Source organism: Jezberella montanilacus (assembly GCF_003003055.1).
GTDB classification, from domain to species: Bacteria; Pseudomonadota; Gammaproteobacteria; order Burkholderiales; family Burkholderiaceae_B; genus Zwartia; species Zwartia montanilacus.
The window spans coordinates 100,218-115,780 of record NZ_PVTV01000017.1 but is presented as its reverse complement, the minus strand read 5'-3'; the positions used below and the strand labels follow the sequence as shown (position 1 = coordinate 115,780).

The 15,563-nt window shown below is 46.5% G+C and carries 14 protein-coding genes and 1 tRNA gene; 10 read left to right on the top strand and 5 right to left on the bottom strand.

Translation table 11 applies throughout. The features are described from left to right. Position 1 precedes the first annotated feature (1 nt). From BCM14_RS13685 to BCM14_RS13650, 8 genes are read left to right on the top strand one after another with little or no spacing between them, the layout of a single operon-like run. Positions 2-637, top strand: coding sequence for a TetR/AcrR family transcriptional regulator (locus tag BCM14_RS13685; protein WP_259673639.1), 636 nt, complete (start codon positions 2-4; stop codon positions 635-637). Between the two features lie 8 nt (positions 638-645). Then, a complete protein-coding gene (locus BCM14_RS13680; RefSeq protein ID WP_106228608.1) occupies positions 646-1,104 on the top strand; it encodes a VOC family protein in 459 nt (152 codons plus the stop codon). 8 nt (positions 1,105-1,112) lie between these two features. Beyond that, on the top strand, positions 1,113-2,327 hold the full coding sequence (locus BCM14_RS13675; RefSeq protein WP_106228607.1) for an FAD binding domain-containing protein: 1,215 nt from the start codon (positions 1,113-1,115) through the stop codon (positions 2,325-2,327). A gap of 34 nt (positions 2,328-2,361) precedes the next feature. Next, on the top strand, positions 2,362-3,594 hold the full coding sequence (locus BCM14_RS13670) for an ABC transporter substrate-binding protein (RefSeq protein ID WP_106228606.1): 1,233 nt from the start codon (positions 2,362-2,364) through the stop codon (positions 3,592-3,594). A 37-nt stretch (positions 3,595-3,631) separates the two neighbouring features. Continuing rightward, a complete protein-coding gene (locus BCM14_RS13665) occupies positions 3,632-4,516 on the top strand; it encodes a branched-chain amino acid ABC transporter permease (RefSeq protein ID WP_106228605.1) in 885 nt (294 codons plus the stop codon). A 13-nt stretch (positions 4,517-4,529) separates the two neighbouring features. Further along, the gene (locus BCM14_RS13660; RefSeq protein ID WP_106228604.1) at positions 4,530-5,489 is read left to right on the top strand and encodes a branched-chain amino acid ABC transporter permease; all 960 of its coding nucleotides are present in this window, start codon (positions 4,530-4,532) and stop codon (positions 5,487-5,489) included. 2 nt (positions 5,490-5,491) lie between these two features. Beyond that, entirely contained in the window at positions 5,492-6,247 is a 756-nt protein-coding gene (locus BCM14_RS13655; RefSeq protein ID WP_106228603.1) for an ABC transporter ATP-binding protein, read from the top strand. A 2-nt stretch (positions 6,248-6,249) separates the two neighbouring features. Further along, a complete protein-coding gene (locus BCM14_RS13650) occupies positions 6,250-6,954 on the top strand; it encodes an ABC transporter ATP-binding protein (RefSeq protein WP_106228602.1) in 705 nt (234 codons plus the stop codon). A gap of 25 nt (positions 6,955-6,979) precedes the next feature. Here BCM14_RS13650 and BCM14_RS13645 read toward each other — a convergent pair whose 3' ends face one another. Continuing rightward, on the bottom strand, positions 6,980-8,008 hold the full coding sequence (locus BCM14_RS13645) for an amidohydrolase family protein (protein ID WP_106228601.1): 1,029 nt from the start codon (positions 8,006-8,008) through the stop codon (positions 6,980-6,982). Positions 8,009-8,312: 304 nt separating this feature from the next. On the opposite strand from BCM14_RS13645, the gene BCM14_RS13640 reads away from it, so the two are divergent. Both BCM14_RS13640 and BCM14_RS13635 read left to right on the top strand, forming a co-directional pair. After that, positions 8,313-9,728, top strand: a complete 1,416-nt coding sequence (locus BCM14_RS13640; protein WP_259673638.1) for a mechanosensitive ion channel family protein — start codon at positions 8,313-8,315, stop codon at positions 9,726-9,728. A 13-nt stretch (positions 9,729-9,741) separates the two neighbouring features. Next, the gene (locus BCM14_RS13635; protein WP_106228599.1) at positions 9,742-10,110 is read left to right on the top strand and encodes a DUF2237 family protein; all 369 of its coding nucleotides are present in this window, start codon (positions 9,742-9,744) and stop codon (positions 10,108-10,110) included. 56 nt (positions 10,111-10,166) lie between these two features. Here BCM14_RS13635 and BCM14_RS13630 read toward each other — a convergent pair whose 3' ends face one another. The 4 genes from BCM14_RS13630 to rpoD all read right to left on the bottom strand — a co-directional run bounded on the left by BCM14_RS13630 (position 10,167) and on the right by rpoD (position 15,320). Further along, a complete protein-coding gene (locus BCM14_RS13630; protein ID WP_106228598.1) occupies positions 10,167-11,885 on the bottom strand; it encodes a putative bifunctional diguanylate cyclase/phosphodiesterase in 1,719 nt (572 codons plus the stop codon). Between the two features lie 32 nt (positions 11,886-11,917). Beyond that, the gene (locus BCM14_RS13625) at positions 11,918-12,523 is read right to left on the bottom strand and encodes a cysteine hydrolase family protein (RefSeq protein ID WP_106228597.1); all 606 of its coding nucleotides are present in this window, start codon (positions 12,521-12,523) and stop codon (positions 11,918-11,920) included. Between the two features lie 206 nt (positions 12,524-12,729). Continuing rightward, a tRNA-Ile gene (locus BCM14_RS13620) sits at positions 12,730-12,808 on the bottom strand. Between the two features lie 25 nt (positions 12,809-12,833). Further along, a complete protein-coding gene (gene rpoD, locus BCM14_RS13615; protein ID WP_106228673.1) occupies positions 12,834-15,320 on the bottom strand; it encodes an RNA polymerase sigma factor RpoD in 2,487 nt (828 codons plus the stop codon). Positions 15,321-15,563 lie beyond the last annotated feature (243 nt).

The following is a 15,563-nucleotide window of genomic DNA, read 5'->3' as shown; positions in this document are numbered from 1 at the left end:
TATGAACGCACGAAAACGGATGAGTACCGGTGATCGACGACGTCAAATTATCGACGGTGCCATCAAGTTTTTTGCCGAACACGGACTAGCTGGTCAACTGCGTCAGCTGACAAAAGAACTGGGCATCACGCATGCACTGCTTTATCACTACTTTCCAACCAAAGACGCCCTCATTAAACAGGTATACGAAGACGTGTTTGAAGCGCGTTGGAAGCCGGAATGGGCAGGCCTTCTCGACAACAAAAACCTATCACCTACAGAAAAACTTACAGCGTTCTATGCTGATTATTCTGCGACCTTCTTAACACACGACTTTGTGCGTATCTTGATTTTTTCAGGACTCAGTGATCGTAGTATTAGTGACCGTTTTATGGAGATGTTGCGTACGCATCTAATACCCCGATTGATACGCGAGACTCGCAAGCACTGCAACCGTCGGACCCGCGCAAAACCTAGCAACCGGGAATTAGAGCTTTTAATGGGCCTGCATGGTGGTATTTTCTATATTGCAATGCGACGCTGGGTATACGGCCAGGCGATTTATGACGTGACCAGCCCGCAGGCAGAGCTGGAAATTATTACAGACAGAGTCGTGTCCTACCTTCTTTCAGCTGAAACTTTCTTCAAAATGGATTGATCTCAATTATGTCAACATTAAGCCTGAATCATTTCTCTATACGCAGCGTCGAGCTACAGCAGACGGCAGAGTTTTACACCAAAGTACTTGGTTTGACTGAAGGTCCAAGACCAAGCTTCCCGTTCCCCGGTTTGTGGTTGTACAACGGGGACCATGGCAGCTACGCGAATGCTGTTTTGCATATCATTGGTATCGATAAGAATGATCCTGAAGGCCTCAAGCGGTATTTAGGAGATCGTGATTTAAATAGTCTTCAAGGAACCGGTTGCGTTGATCACATTGCCTTCTTCGCAACGGATCTAAAGGGCAAGATTCAAACACTGAAACAGCTGAAAGTGCAGTATCGCGAGAGAACCGTTCCGACGTTGAATCTCCATCAAATATTTCTTGATGACCCGACCGGTGTTGTCATTGAGCTCAACTATCCCGCCGAAGAAAAGTCAGCCCTCGATGCCGATGCTAACTAAACCATTCCATGGCTAAGATTCTCGTCGTTGGTGGGTCGCTAGGTGGTCTTTTCGCTGCGAATATGTTGCACCGGCAAGGTCACGATGTCACCGTACTTGAGAAATCCATGAACCCCATGGACGGACGAGGCGCTGGTATCGTTACCCATTCGTCACTTTTTGACGCGCTCCGTTTTGCAGGCGTGCACGTTGACGAGACACTTGGTGTGTCCGTAACCAAGCGTGTGGTCTTAGGATTGAGTGGTGCCCAAATTAGTGAGATCGACTATCCACAAGTCCTGACCTCTTGGAGCAGGCTCTACCAATTATTAAAAAACTGCCTGCCTGCCGATCTGTATTTACAAGGTAAGGTCGTCAGGCTGGTTTCCCAGGACAGCGAACACGCACACGTTGTATGCGACGATGGTAGTCGCTACTCGGGCGAATTACTGCTCGCCTCTGATGGTTTACGCTCGGCAGTCCGGCAAACGGTTTTACCGTCAGTTCAACCTGAATATGCAGGTTATGTTGCATGGCGAGGTGTCTGTCACGAGGAGGCATTATCTCCGAAGACGCTCGGGACATTGTTCAACTACTTTGGTTTTTGTTTGCCCGACGGAGAGCAAATGCTGGGTTATCCGGTCGCAGGTCCAAATAACGACACAAGAGTTGGCAAACGTTGGTACAACTTTGTTTGGTATCGCCCTGTGTCCAACCGTGATTTGCTTGACTATCTAACCGACGAGACGGGTGTGCACTATGCACAAGGAATCCCACCAGCCAAGATTAAATCAAGCTTAATTGACGCGATGCGAGCGGCATCAAAGCAGGTACTGGCGCCTCAGTACGCAGAAATTATTGAAAAAACTGAACAACCTTTCGTTCAAGCCATTTACGATGTCAATTCATCCGAGATCACCTTTGGACGAATTGCCTTGATGGGCGATGCGGGATTTGTTGCGAGGCCACATGTTGGAATGGGGGTAACTAAGGCTGGGGATGATGCCATGAGTGTGGTCACGAATATTCATAACCATGGCGTCAACCCTGAGGCGCTGCTCGCCTACCGCGCTGATCGATTATTAAAAGGTCAAGAGATCGTCGCTCGCGCACAATATTTAGGTCGTTATATGCAGTCTCAAGTTACAAAAGGTAAAGATAACAGCGAGGCAATGACTCGGAACGCTGACACTGTTATGAAAGAAACAGCAATTGATATAGCCAATTTAGCAACCACACTTTGATTTAATTTGCAGTGTAAAAAAGGACGAGACAATCATGAAAACAATCGCAACAAATAGAACTAGAAGACAGTTGATCATCGGTGGTGCCGCTGCACTCGGCACTCCGTTTGGGCTTAACATTGCTCGGGCTCAGTCAGATACCATCAAGATCGGCTTCCCGACACCGCTGACAGGTGCTTTTTCTGCTGAAGCGCAAGACCAGGTCAAGGCCGCTGAATTAGCCATTAAGCAATTTAACGATGCCGGCGGTTTTAATGGGCGTCGAGCAGAGTTGTTGGTGCGCGACGACAAGCTGAATCCAGGCGAAGCGGCGACACGAACACTAGAGTTAATCGAGAAAGACAAAGTTAACTTCATTGTCGGTTCCCTCTCAGCAGCGACTCAACTATCGATCAATGCTGTCTGTAAAGAGCGTAAAGTTCTATTCAATTCAATCAGCCAATCCGATGCGATCAACGAGGCAAAAGACTGGAGCATCTACACGTTTCACGAAGCACTCAACCCGACCATGACTGCTGGTGCTGTCGCTCGTTACGCTATCCCATTGTTCGGTAAAAAAATTGCGTTTCTGACTGCTGACTACGCCTACGGCCACGAGATGGTACGTGCCTTTGAACGCGCAGGCAAAGACTTGGGCGCCACAACCGTAGCGGATATTCGTCATCCCTTAGGTGCCTCCGACTACTCTGCTTTCTTGCCACGCATCAAATCTCTGAATCCAGACATTCTTGTCCTTGCTAACTTTGGGCGTGACCTTGCCAACTCTGCCATGCAATGCACTGACTTTGGTTTGAAAGCCAGCATGAAAATTGTGGCACCCGTCTTGCTATACACATCCCGTGTATCGGCTGGGCCTGACGCTTTCGAAGGTATTGCTGGCGGCACCTCTTATTATTGGGGCCTGGAAGATCGCATCCCCAGCGCGAAAGTATTCAATGACGCGTATCGCAAGGCGTATAGCGGAGCGGTTCCATCCGATTACGGCGCACTTGGGTATGCGGGCGTAAAAAGTGTCCTGGCTGCGGTACTTGCTGCTAAATCTGTTGATACCGAAAAAGTCATTACCGCCATGCAAGCGTTGAAATACGATTGGTACAAGGGCCCGGAATCCTATCGTGCGTGTGATCACCAAGCGGAGCAGTCTGTCATCATCGTTGAATCTAAATCCAAAGATATGAAAGACAAGAATGATGTGTTCAAGATTCTCTCTGTCGAAGAATCGGCTGAGAAAAATATGCGCAGCTGCACAGAGCTCGGTTTTAAGTGATACGCGCTCCCTACGATCTTGAACCCTTGGTGCGTTAATGGCTGGACTATCCTTTGATCTGGTAGCGATGCAACTCCTGACCGGGGTTGCATTGGGTAGCGTTTATGCCCTGCTTGCTTTGGGCCTCTGCCTGATTTTTGGCATGCTCAACGTCGTCAACTTTGCTCACGGTGCCTTTTTCATGGTGGGCGCTTTCATCGGCGTTTACTTTTTAGGCATGACAGGTAATTTCTGGTTAAGTCTCGTCTTGACTGCAGCTTTCACGGGCATCCTTGGTCTGCTAACGGAGCGCTTTCTGGTGCGACGTCTTTATGGTCGAGGCATCGACTACCCATTGCTGCTGACTTTTGGCTTGTCATATGTCTTAATTGAATTGGTCAGAATTTGCTTCGGCATTGAAGGCCTGCCCTCTGTCACGCCACAAGGCTTAAAGGGATCAATTAACGTCGGGATTGGCTTCTTCCCCAGATACCGTTTGTTTTTGATCGCAGCCACAGCGATCATTCTTTTTGGTATCTGGTTTCTTATCCAAAAAACCCGCTATGGATTGATTATTAAAGCTGGCGCCGTGGACGAGGAGATTGTCAAAGTATTAGGGATTGATATCTCGAAAGTCTGGTTCATGATATTTGGTTTAGGCTGCGCCATTGCCGGCTTGTCAGGGGTCCTTGCGTCACCTACCCGATCGGTGAACCCTGAAATGGGCATCCCCATTCTGGCAGAGTCCTTTGTTGTCACCGTTGTCGGTGGGATGGGGTCTCCTGTAGGTGCGGTTGTGGCTGGCCTGCTGGTCGGTGTCGTCTACAGCATGACCTCACTGTTCTTTCCCGATTTAGCCGAGTTGTCGATTTTTATCTTAATGGCTCTGGTACTACTGATTCGCCCACAGGGCTTATTTGGTAGAGCTGAGCGCTCGACCTAGAGGCTTATCAATCATGCAATCGCTTCTATCGCTGATCAGTCGTCACAGGGTTCTGGCCTGTGGTCTTTTCTTGAGCGTGTTTCCATTTCTTATGCCTTATGAGACCTTAGCGATCAATATCCTTATCTTTGGTTTGTTTGCAATGGGCTTTAACTTGTTATTTGGTTACACAGGGCTACTCTCTTTTGGTCACGCCTCTTTCCTGGGAATTGGGTCCTACCTAACTGGTATCAGCATCGTGAGTTTCGCGCTCCCCTGGGCAACGGCCATGCTGATTGGGGTGGCCGGTGCAGCGCTTGGCGGTCTCATTATGGGCTTTCTCGCGATTCGCACACGCGGGATTTATTTCTCAATGGTGACTCTCGCGCTAGGTCAGATTATTTATTACATTTTTTACAAGGCTGAGCGCTTCACTGGCGGGGAGAACGGCCTCAGGGGAGTAAAAGTAGACCCATTCAAGATTTTTGGTGTCGCCATTGATTTTTTGAATCCCTTGGTCAAATACTATGTGATACTTACTTTTGTCATCGGTGCACTCTGGCTGATTTCCAGAATTCTCAATTCACCCCTTGGCGCAGTTATGCGCGCGATCAGAGAAAACGAAAAACGCGCTCGCGCTTGCGGCTTCGACGTAGACCGAACCAAACTACTGGTTTTTGTGCTTTCTGCCGCTATTTGCGGCCTGGCGGGATCATTGCGGGCGCTGCACCTGTCGATCGTGCCAATTGACTCCCTGCATTACTTGCAATCGGGTCAGGCTGTGATGATGAGTATTCTGGGTGGCATGGGTACCTTCTTCGGGCCTTTTGTCGGAGCGATTGCCATGTTTTATCTCGAGGATGTCGTTACCACCTTTACCAAACACTGGATGGCGATCATTGGGGTGGTATTCATGTTTTTTGTCTTGTTCTTTCCACAAGGAATCTGGGGAACAATTCTCAGTAAATTAAAGTTTACGCAGGCTGGCGATTGATCATGCAGAACAATTCCCTCACTCCAATCCTTGAAGCCAGGCAAGTCAGTAAAACCTTTGGTCGGTTTAGAGCACTGCAAGACGTTACAACACGATTCATGCCAGGTACCTTGACGGCCATTATTGGACCGAATGGGGCAGGTAAAAGTACGTTTTTTAATGTGCTGAGCGGTGCCTTTGCGCCGAGCAGCGGCCAAGTACTCTTCAACGGGCAAGACATCACTGGTTTGCCTCAGCACGAGTTTGCCCGTCTCGGCATCTCAAAAAGTTTTCAAATTACGAATATTTTTAAACAGCTATCCGTGCACGAAAACGTTCGAGTGGCCGCTCAGATGCAAACGGCTCGTTATAACTTTTTGCGATCCGCCCACACCTATTCCAAGCCAATTGAAATTGCCGATCAAGTGCTGCAAAGGGTCAACCTCTCGCACCTGAGTCATCAAACCAGTGGTGACTTGGCGCATGGGCAACAACGCGCGTTAGAGCTTGCGATGGCACTGGCTTGTGATCCCAAGCTACTCTTGCTAGATGAGCCCACAGCAGGGATGTCGCCAGAAGAAACCATGGTCATGATGGATTTGATTCGGGACTTGGCCAGTGAACGCACAGTCATCTTGGTTGAGCACAAAATGAAATTGATTATGGGCTTATGCAATCGGATTATCGTGTTGCATCATGGGGAATTTTTAGCTGAAGGTAGCCCTGAAGATATACAAAGCAACGCTGAAGTCAGACGTGTCTACCTGGGTGATAACTGATCATGCTAAGTGTTAAAGATCTCAATGCTTGGTATGACCGCAGCCACATCCTTCAAGGGATCTCACTTGAGGTTCAGGCAGGCGAAATTGTCACTCTCATGGGACGCAACGGTGCGGGGAAAACGACTACCCTTAGAACGCTCATGGGACTGGTCCCCAAAAAAAAGGGCGAAGCGTCGATTGATGGAAAACCGTTTCTTAATCTGGCTGCGCATGAAAGGTATCACTTGGGTCTGGCTTATGTGCCAGAGGACAGACGCATCGTTGCTGGACTAACTGTCAAAGAAAATCTGCAATTGGGTATTATTGCCAAGAAGAATACTGGCGATATGAATGCCCTGGTTGATGAAATTGCCGAGATATTCCCCCGTTTGAAAGAACGTTTGCATCAAGAGGCAACATCAATGTCTGGTGGCGAACAGCAAATGCTTGCCATTGCTCGTGCCATGATCGGAAAGCCCAAAGTCATCCTGCTGGATGAACCCTCAGAAGGCATCATGCCTGTGCTTGTTGATGAGATGTTCAAACTGTTCTCTGATCTCAAGCAAAAAGGCCTGACAATTCTGCTGGTTGAACAAAGCGTCAAGCACGCCTTAAGCATCTCTGACCGCGCTTATATATTAGATCAAGGCAAGATTGTGTTTCACGACACCGCAAAAAATCTGCTCGCGAACGATGAGATTCAACAGAAATATTGTGCGGTTTAAGGCGTACCAGGTGCCCGCATACGACCTAGAAGCCTCTAATTTTTAACTGTTGGTCAAGGCGCGGAAACACCTTCCTGGCGTTCGCTTCATAGATTTTATGTTTGTCTTGCGCAGAAAGCGCAGATGAGTTTTCGATATAGCGTTTTGTATCGTCAAAATAAAAACCCGTCTCTGGATCGATACCCCTTACCGCACCAATCATTTCAGACGCAAACAAAATATTGTCGACAGGGATGACTTTGGTGAGTAGATCAATGCCCGGTTGGTGATACACACAAGTGTCAAAATAAATATTATTGAGCAAGTGTTCGCTCAACAAGGGCTTATTAAGTTCTTGAGCCAAACCACGAAACCGACCCCAGTGATAAGGGACCGCACCACCTCCGTGGGGAATCAAAAATTTCAGCGTTGGAAAGTCTTTAAAAAGATCAGATGTTAAACACTGCATAAATGCAGTGGTATCCGCATTTAAATAATGAGCGCCTGTTGTATGAAAGCAGTCATTGCAACTCGTGCTCACATGGATCATTGCCGGGATTTGATGCTCTACCATTTTCTCGTATAACGGGTACCAATGGCGATCTGATAGGGGCGGTTCACGCCAGTGGCCACCAGAGGGGTCTGGATTTAAATTGATACCCACAAAACCATAGTCTCGGACACATTTCTCCAGCTCAGGAATGCAGGTCTTTAGATCGACGCCTGGCGATTGTGGCAGCATTGCCGCACCAACAAAATGATCCGGAAATAGCTGAGCGACTCGATAACAGAGCTCGTTACAAAGGGCTGCCCATGTCGCTGAGGTATTGAAGCTACCGATATGATGCGCCATAAAGCTGGCGCGAGGAGAAAAAATGGTGAGATCACTCCCCCGCTTTTTCATCAGCGCTAACTGATTATTTACAATCGATTCGCGCAACTCATCGTCGCTAATTCTTAGCTCTGACACTCTCGGCCCAAGTTCAGGCGTCAGTAAGTTAGCAACTTGCTTGCTTCGCCAATCATCTAAAGCTTTAGGCGCAGTGGTGTAATGCCCGTGACAATCAATAATCATTGATAACAAATCCTAGCTAAGACCGACTGAAGCTGGCGCTTTAACCTGATACTTACCCCTTGCTATACCCACATTAAAGGTAAGACCAAACATTAAAAAGACCGTGAGGATACTGATAAGCGAGGTGTAGAGATAATTCTGCATTATTTGGTGTGTACCAAGCGGGATAATTGATTCTATTCTAGAAGCTTTCTGGGTATTATCAACACTTGTCACAAAAGCATAAAGCAAAATTTTTTATTAAAAACACATGACTCCAGATCATCGACTTTATTCACTGCCAAAGTTTCTATTGATCAGCCTCATGGCAATCAACCTTGGTATCATGATCTGGCTAAACCTATTAGCCGATAGTTTCTGGGGATGGCGAGTTGCTGACTTAGATAAATCCCCAACTCATTTGCTCGTAGATGGTTTAGCGATCCTGCAATTTGTCATGTTTGCTTTTACCGCTGACAAGACGATTCGCACTATTCTAAAAATACACAACAAGCTTAGCAAAAAATCCACTGTTCCTAAAATTATCATGAGGTTGATTAGCCTCCTGATTTATTTTATTGCGGCCATCACAGCCTACGTCTTATTTTACGATCACGATTTAAGTCGCCTTTTTGCATCGGTTGGCGCTCTTGGCGTTGGTGTGGTGTATATTTTTCGTGGTTTTATCGCTGACCTTGCTGCCAGCTTAAAAATTCAGACAGACAGGATCATTGGCATCGGCGATTGGATAGAAGTATCGACCGCAGGTAATCCCAAAATTTATCAAATCGTTGAAATAGACCAACGAATGGTAGTTCTGAAAGGAATGTCTGGCTTAACCACCCGCATATACAACCACCAGTTTTTAAACTTGGAGTTTGTAAACGTTTCTCGACAAGCTCCAGGTGTCGGTTCACGCCGGTTCTTTACATTTGAGTTGAACTCAAGCTGCAACCCTGAAAAAGTGCTGGCAATTACCAAACAAGCGATCGCCTTTGTTGTCGAAAATAACCAGTCATATCTGTCTGATCATGGCGTCTACATTAACGGGTTGACAAAAGGTGAAGTGTCTTTCACCGTCAAATATGAATGCGCCCCAGAAATTAACTCTGATGAATCGAAGAGCGAGTTTTTGCTGGTCATCATGCGGTTTTTGAAGGCGGCAGGAATAAATACAAATCTGATGGTCAGTCAACTGCCTAGCATCGACACAAAAGATATAAAGTCTCGCCTGTTAGACTCTTACGAATATGGAATCCTTAAAGTACTAAGTCCTGACGAAGTCAAAACACTCGCTCACTCCATCAAGCTTCGGCATTGCTCCGCAGGCGAGTTAGTCATTAAAAAAGGTGCGCAAGAAAACTGGATGTACCTGGTTTCTGAAGGTACATTAGAAGTCAAAATCGAAGCCAAGTCTGGCGAGTTTGTAACGGTAGCTAATCTATGGCCCTGCGATTTCTTGGGTGAAATGTCGATGCTAACTGGGGCGACCCGGTCTGCTGATGTCTATGCCAAAGTTGACTCGGTCCTGCTCGAAATCTCAGATGAAAATATGGCACCACTGCTAAAAGATAACCCTAACTTAGTTAAATTATTTTCAACCGCTCTGGCCGAACGTTCAGCAAAAAATATCGCCTTCTCAAATCAAGATTCACGAAACGAACAAATAGAAAATGAATCCAAGACTATGTTTAACAAAATTTTAAAATTCTTCTTCAAACCAAAATCAACATCGGATTAACGTGAACAGCAAGATGGCATTGAACGTTTTAGGGCAGCCTTTGGTAGCATGTTCTTTTGATCCTGTAACGGGATATTTTCGAGATGGTTGCTGTAAAACTGACGACAGCGATCACGGGCGACATCTGGTGTGTGCCATCGTCAACGCTAAATTTTTACAATTCAGCCAACAAATGGGGAACGATCTGGTGACGCCAAGGCCAGAGTATCAATTTGCCGGTCTTGTCCCGGGCGATCAGTGGTGCCTCTGCATAAACCGCTGGGCTGAGGCCTTAGCCGCCGACTGTGCACCCAACATCAAACTTGAAAGTACGCATATCAAGGCCCTAGAGACTGTTTCGCTTGAAGTGCTTAAGCAGTATGCCACTCACGAATCAGTGTGATTGTCATGACAACTATTCAAAAATGCACTCATACCTAAAAAATCAATGGCATGTGCTCAGCTAGACGACGAAGAGCTCACCAATTTATACACCTCAGCCGCTGGCAAAGCAGGTGAAAAATGGTACCCCTGCATAGCGTGACAACCCAACTCGTGTAAGGCCTTTGCAACATCCGAGGTTTCCACTCCTTCAGCTAGCACTTTACAATTAAAGCCCTCGGCTAAGCTGATGATACTTTTGACAATTGATAAATCTTCTTTGCTGACAAGCATATTTACAATAAAGCTTTTATCAATTTTTATCGTATCAATTGGCAATATTCTCAAGAGTGACAAAGAAGAATAACCTGTGCCAAAATCGTCCAAAGCAAACGATACGCCTAGTTGTTTGAAATTCTGCATTAAGCCGGCAATAAATTCAATATTTGTAACTGCACTTGTTTCGACAATTTCGAGCTGCAGTTGAGACGTTTTGACGTTTTGGTTTTTTTTCAAAGCATTTGCTACGAAATCATAGAAATTTAAGTCGTGTAATTGTGCGCCACCAATATTGACATTCATCTCTAGATTTAAGCCCGCTTCATTCCATTCCGACATTTGCTTAAGAGAAGTCTCTATGGCCCACTTACCAATCTCTTGGCTGAGTGGGTGCTTTTCAATTTGAGGTAAAAAGAGCCCCGGGAGTAGTAAGCCATTCTCGGGATGCTGCCAGCGAATTAAGGCCTCTACGCCGAATATTCTCTTATCCCTTAAGGTTACTTTTGGTTGATAGTGCATCACGAACTGATTCTCAACCAATGCTTTTTTTACTTGTTGTATTAGGGCAATTCTTGAGTTGCTCGTGGCATGACGGGCTTCATCAAAATACTCAATTTTGTTTTTACCAGATTGCTTGGCGCTGTACATCGCGTGATCGGCATTTCGAATTAATTGCTCAGCATCTGTGTCATCATCGGGGTAGAGGCTGACCCCAATGCTTGCTCTAACTAAGAATTTAACGCCGCCAATAACAATGGGTTGACGCAAAGCCTCGACCAGTCGTTGCAAGACCAAGTCACAAGTTGCTGGTGAAGTCAGTTCGGACAATAAAATTAAGAATTCATCGCCACCGATCCGTGCAATGGAATCCGTCTCTCGAAGTGTGCTTTGAATTAAATGTCCAAACTCTTTTAGTATCTCATCGCCTATACGATGCCCGTAATTATTATTGATAAAACTGAAATTATCTAAATCTACAAAAACAACAGCCAGCAACTGATTATGTCTTTTTGCGTAAATAATCGACTGCTTTAAGCGATCCTCAAGTAGCAGCCTATTTGGTAATTTGGTCAGCGGATCAAAGTGAGCAAGATTTACTAAGTCGTTTCGAGTCTGAATGTGTTCTGTCACATCATGTAACGCACCCACAATGCCTGATTTCATCGAGACTAGATTGGCATTCATTGAAAGCAAGCGACCATCTCGATGCTTAAAACGAACTAATATTTGAGACTGCTGTCCTTCGTTAAACGTATGGTGGTTCAGCGCTTTCTGATAGATCTCGAGATCAAAGGGATGAATATAGTCAGAAAGCTGAGTGCCATAAGTCACACTGTACCCAAGCTGTTTTTGCCACGCATCATTCAGGTAAACAATCTCTCCAGCGCCATTTAACTCAAAGACGATTTCCACCAATAAATTGATACGTCTGTGCATTTGATTTTCACTCTCCTGCAACGCCTCTATAAGACGAGTCGTTGCAGAAACCTGAATATCAGTTAGAGAGTTCTTAGCCATCAAAGCGATACGTGATGCGAAGTATCAACTGGCTACGCTGACGCGAGGCTTACTTGCACCTGTGAGCTATCCATCACGTTAGCGTATAGGGGGAATACGTTTTCACAAAAGAAATTCTGTTCAAATGCCGTTCTGGCAGAACAACAGTCGCTAAGAATCGATACTTCATAGCTATTTTCGTAAGCTGCTCTCGCTGTGGAATCAATACAAAGTGAGGTCACCATCCCCGCAACCCAAACGTGCTTAATTCCGGCCTCTTTCAACGTTTCGGCAAGATTTGTATTGTTGAAAGAGTTAAAACCTTCCTTGCCAGTCACATAAGTAATTCTGTCACCAAATTGTTTTAACTCGTCGATCGTCTGAGCACCAGAAGTTCCCTCAGTGAAAGCGCCGACTTCTTTGATTTTATCCAAAATCCCTGCAGAGTTTGCCAGCGCGCGATAGTTTGGCGTTAATACAATCCCCGTGGCGATAATTGAGGCTTCGGTGGGAGCTAACTTTTTAATTAATGCAAGTGTATTACTCAATACTTGATCAACCCGACCAGGCTCTTCCACGACACTCCTCAAGATACCATCCGCCGCAAAATAGTCGTTTTGATAGCCAACAAGAATAACTGCAGTATCTTTGAAATTCATGAGGACTCCAATAGGATGTAGAGATGAAATGTAATTAAAAAACTGTGAGCTCGACTGACATAAGTTGCACCCTGCTTGGGCGAGTGTATATTGAAAGCGCTTGAGCGAACAACAAAAATTAACGCGCCACAAGACTATCTGGGCGATTTTCAGAAGCTGTTGTTGAACCTGAAAACGGCCCACATCGCTGTGAGCCGTTAAATGACTGGTGCCCCCCCCGTGAGTCGAACACGGCACCAACGGATTATGAGTCCGCTGCTCTAACCAAGCATGAGCTAGAGGGGCATTCGATGGGTTTCAGTAATCGTGATTACTGTTGACCTTCGAGAAAGCTTTTGAGTTTGTCAGCCCTGCTTGGATGGCGCAGTTTGCGCAGGGCTTTAGCTTCTATTTGACGTATACGCTCACGCGTGACATCAAACTGTTTGCCAACCTCTTCAAGCGTTTGATCTGTGTTCATCTCGATACCGAAACGCATACGCAATACTTTTGCTTCACGTGGGGTTAACGAGTCAAGCACTTCACGCACGACATTATGCATTGAGCTATGCAAAGCGGCTTCGGCTGGCGCAAGCGTCACATTATCTTCGATAAAGTCGCCAAGATGCGAATCATCGTCGTCACCGATTGGGGTTTCCATCGAGATGGGCTCTTTTGCGATTTTGAGAATCTTACGGATCTTGTCCTCAGGCATATCCATTTTGGCAGCCAAGGTTGCAGGATCAGGTTCAGCACCTGTTTCTTGCAAGATTTGACGGCTGATCCGATTCATCTTGTTGATCGTTTCGATCATGTGAACCGGGATACGGATGGTACGCGCCTGATCAGCAATCGAACGCGTGATGGCCTGACGAATCCACCAGGTCGCATAAGTTGAGAATTTATAGCCACGACGGTATTCAAACTTGTCGACCGCTTTCATCAAACCGATATTGCCCTCTTGAATCAGATCCAAGAACTGCAGACCACGGTTGGTGTATTTCTTAGCAATCGAAATCACCAGACGTAAGTTAGCCTCAGTCATTTCACGCTTCGCTTTACGGGCTTTTGCTTCGCCTGTTGCCATACGTTTATTGACTTCTTTCAGATCTTTCAAAGGCAGCACAACACGTGACTGCAAATCGATCAGTTTCTGCTGCAATTCTTGTACCGCGGGGATATGACGACGCAAGGTGTGCGAGTAATCGTGATTACCGTTAACCTCTTCGATAACCCATTCAAGATTGGTTTCGTTGCCAGGAAACACTTTAATAAAGTGACTACGCGGCATACCAGCACGGTCAACGCAGGTATGTAGCACTGCGCGCTCGAGCTGACGAATTTCTTCGACTTGTGCGCGCAAAGTATCGGCCAAACGCTCAACCATCTTGGCGGTAAAGCGAATACCCATCAACTCATTCTGAATCAGCTCTTGCGCTTTCATGTACGGTGCAGAACGATAGCCATCAGTCTCATAGGCACTGCGCATTGCAGCAAACTGAGTAGCGACGATATCGAATTTTGCTAAACCTTTGACACGCAGATCTTCGAGCTGCTTGCTGCTCATCCCACCTGCTGGGCCATCTTCTTCGGTTTCATCGGCGACACCAGCGCCTGCGTATTCTTCACCGTCATCAGGATCGACCAAGCCATCAACGACTTCATCAATTTGGGCTTGCCCATCGCGCACGCGCTGTACGTGGTTGAGGATTTCGTTCACCGTCGTTGGGCAGGCGGATATTGCCATGACCATGTGCTTTAAGCCATCCTCAATTCGCTTAGCAATTTCAATTTCACCTTCGCGAGTCAGCAACTCAACGGTACCCATCTCGCGCATGTACATACGCACTGGGTCAGTGGTCCGACCAAAGTCTGAGTCAACCGTAGTCAACGCAGCTTCAGCTTCGTCTTCGACGTCGTCGTCACTTGTTGGCATCGGCGCGTTTTCGCCAATTAACAGGGTTTCAGCATCTGGGGCTTGGTCGTATACGGCAATACCCATATCACTAAAGGTACTGATAATGCCGTCAATCGCTTCAGCATCGACCAGATCATCAGGTAAATGATCGTTGATCTCGCCATAGGTCAAATAGCCACGGTCTTTACCGAGCTTGATCAACAGCTTCAAGCGATTACGACGTGCTTCGTATTCTTCTGGTGACACAGGACCGCGAGCGAGCAATTCTTTGCCCTCGCCTTTGCCTCGCTTACCTCGTTTAACTGGCTTTAAATCAGGTAAAGCTTCGACTTCGCCGTCACCGTCATTCGGATCACCAAACTCGCTATCAGCGTTGTTATTCGGATTTTTAGAAGGACGGCCGGGACGTCGCCCGGTACCACCAGGAGGCCGAGAAGATTTGGCCTTCTTAACTGGTACTTCGTCAAAATCATCGTCAAGGGCGGCAACTTTGGCTTTTGGCTCAGTGACTACCTTAGCGACAGCTGGCTTTTTTTCCACTTTTTCGACCGCTTTTGGCTTTGCAGTTGCCTTGGTTGCAGATTTAGCAGGTGCTTGGGGTGCTACGGGTACAGCGGTTACTTTTGATGCCGACTTCATTGAATCCTTAACTGACTTTGTTGCTTGCTTCTTCGCAGCGGGAGTGCTGGACTTCGCTGCAGATTTTGTTACGGGTTTAGCTACTGCTTTAACTGGCTTCGCGCTGGCTGTTTTTGTAACAGCTGATTTTGCACCAGAGGTCTTGGCACTGGCGGTTTTGACACTGGCCGTTTTTGCAGCGGTGGTTTTCACACGATCTTGTTTTGTACTCGCTGGCTTAGCCGCTTGCTTTTTTTCAATCGTCGCTTTGCTTGTTAACATTTTCTTTGCAATCACGGGCTTTTTCTCGACCTTGACAACTTTCTTGGGTTGAACTTTGGCTGCAACAGTCTTTGACTTTGCAGCTGCGCTACTACGCGTGCTGTTTTTAACGGCAACAGTTTTTTTACCAGAAGCTTTTGTCATAATCGCTCTTTATGGGAAGAATGCGTGAAATGAACTAGCAGAAACTAATGAAGAAAGGCCAAAGTAATGGCAATTAAGGCCAACAAACCATGGATTTTA

Excerpts from the sequence above, each read along its gene's own strand:
- BCM14_RS13665 (WP_106228605.1), top strand. The coding sequence starts at position 3,632 with ATGGCTGGACTATCCTTTGATCTGGTAGCGATGCAACTCCTGACCGGG.
- BCM14_RS13650 (WP_106228602.1), top strand. The coding sequence starts at position 6,250 with ATGCTAAGTGTTAAAGATCTCAATGCTTGGTATGACCGCAGCCACATC.
- BCM14_RS13640 (WP_259673638.1), top strand. The coding sequence starts at position 8,313 with ATGGCAATCAACCTTGGTATCATGATCTGGCTAAACCTATTAGCCGAT.
- BCM14_RS13660 (WP_106228604.1), top strand. The coding sequence starts at position 4,530 with ATGCAATCGCTTCTATCGCTGATCAGTCGTCACAGGGTTCTGGCCTGT.
- BCM14_RS13685 (WP_259673639.1), top strand. The coding sequence starts at position 2 with ATGAACGCACGAAAACGGATGAGTACCGGTGATCGACGACGTCAAATT.
- BCM14_RS13630 (WP_106228598.1), bottom strand. The coding sequence starts at position 11,885 with ATGGCTAAGAACTCTCTAACTGATATTCAGGTTTCTGCAACGACTCGT.
- BCM14_RS13655 (WP_106228603.1), top strand. The coding sequence starts at position 5,492 with ATGCAGAACAATTCCCTCACTCCAATCCTTGAAGCCAGGCAAGTCAGT.
- BCM14_RS13670 (WP_106228606.1), top strand. The coding sequence starts at position 2,362 with ATGAAAACAATCGCAACAAATAGAACTAGAAGACAGTTGATCATCGGT.
- BCM14_RS13680 (WP_106228608.1), top strand. The coding sequence starts at position 646 with ATGTCAACATTAAGCCTGAATCATTTCTCTATACGCAGCGTCGAGCTA.
- BCM14_RS13675 (WP_106228607.1), top strand. The coding sequence starts at position 1,113 with ATGGCTAAGATTCTCGTCGTTGGTGGGTCGCTAGGTGGTCTTTTCGCT.
- BCM14_RS13625 (WP_106228597.1), bottom strand. The coding sequence starts at position 12,523 with ATGAATTTCAAAGATACTGCAGTTATTCTTGTTGGCTATCAAAACGAC.
- BCM14_RS13635 (WP_106228599.1), top strand. The coding sequence starts at position 9,742 with ATGGCATTGAACGTTTTAGGGCAGCCTTTGGTAGCATGTTCTTTTGAT.
- rpoD (WP_106228673.1), bottom strand. The coding sequence starts at position 15,320 with ATGTTAACAAGCAAAGCGACGATTGAAAAAAAGCAAGCGGCTAAGCCA.
- BCM14_RS13645 (WP_106228601.1), bottom strand. The coding sequence starts at position 8,008 with ATGATTATTGATTGTCACGGGCATTACACCACTGCGCCTAAAGCTTTA.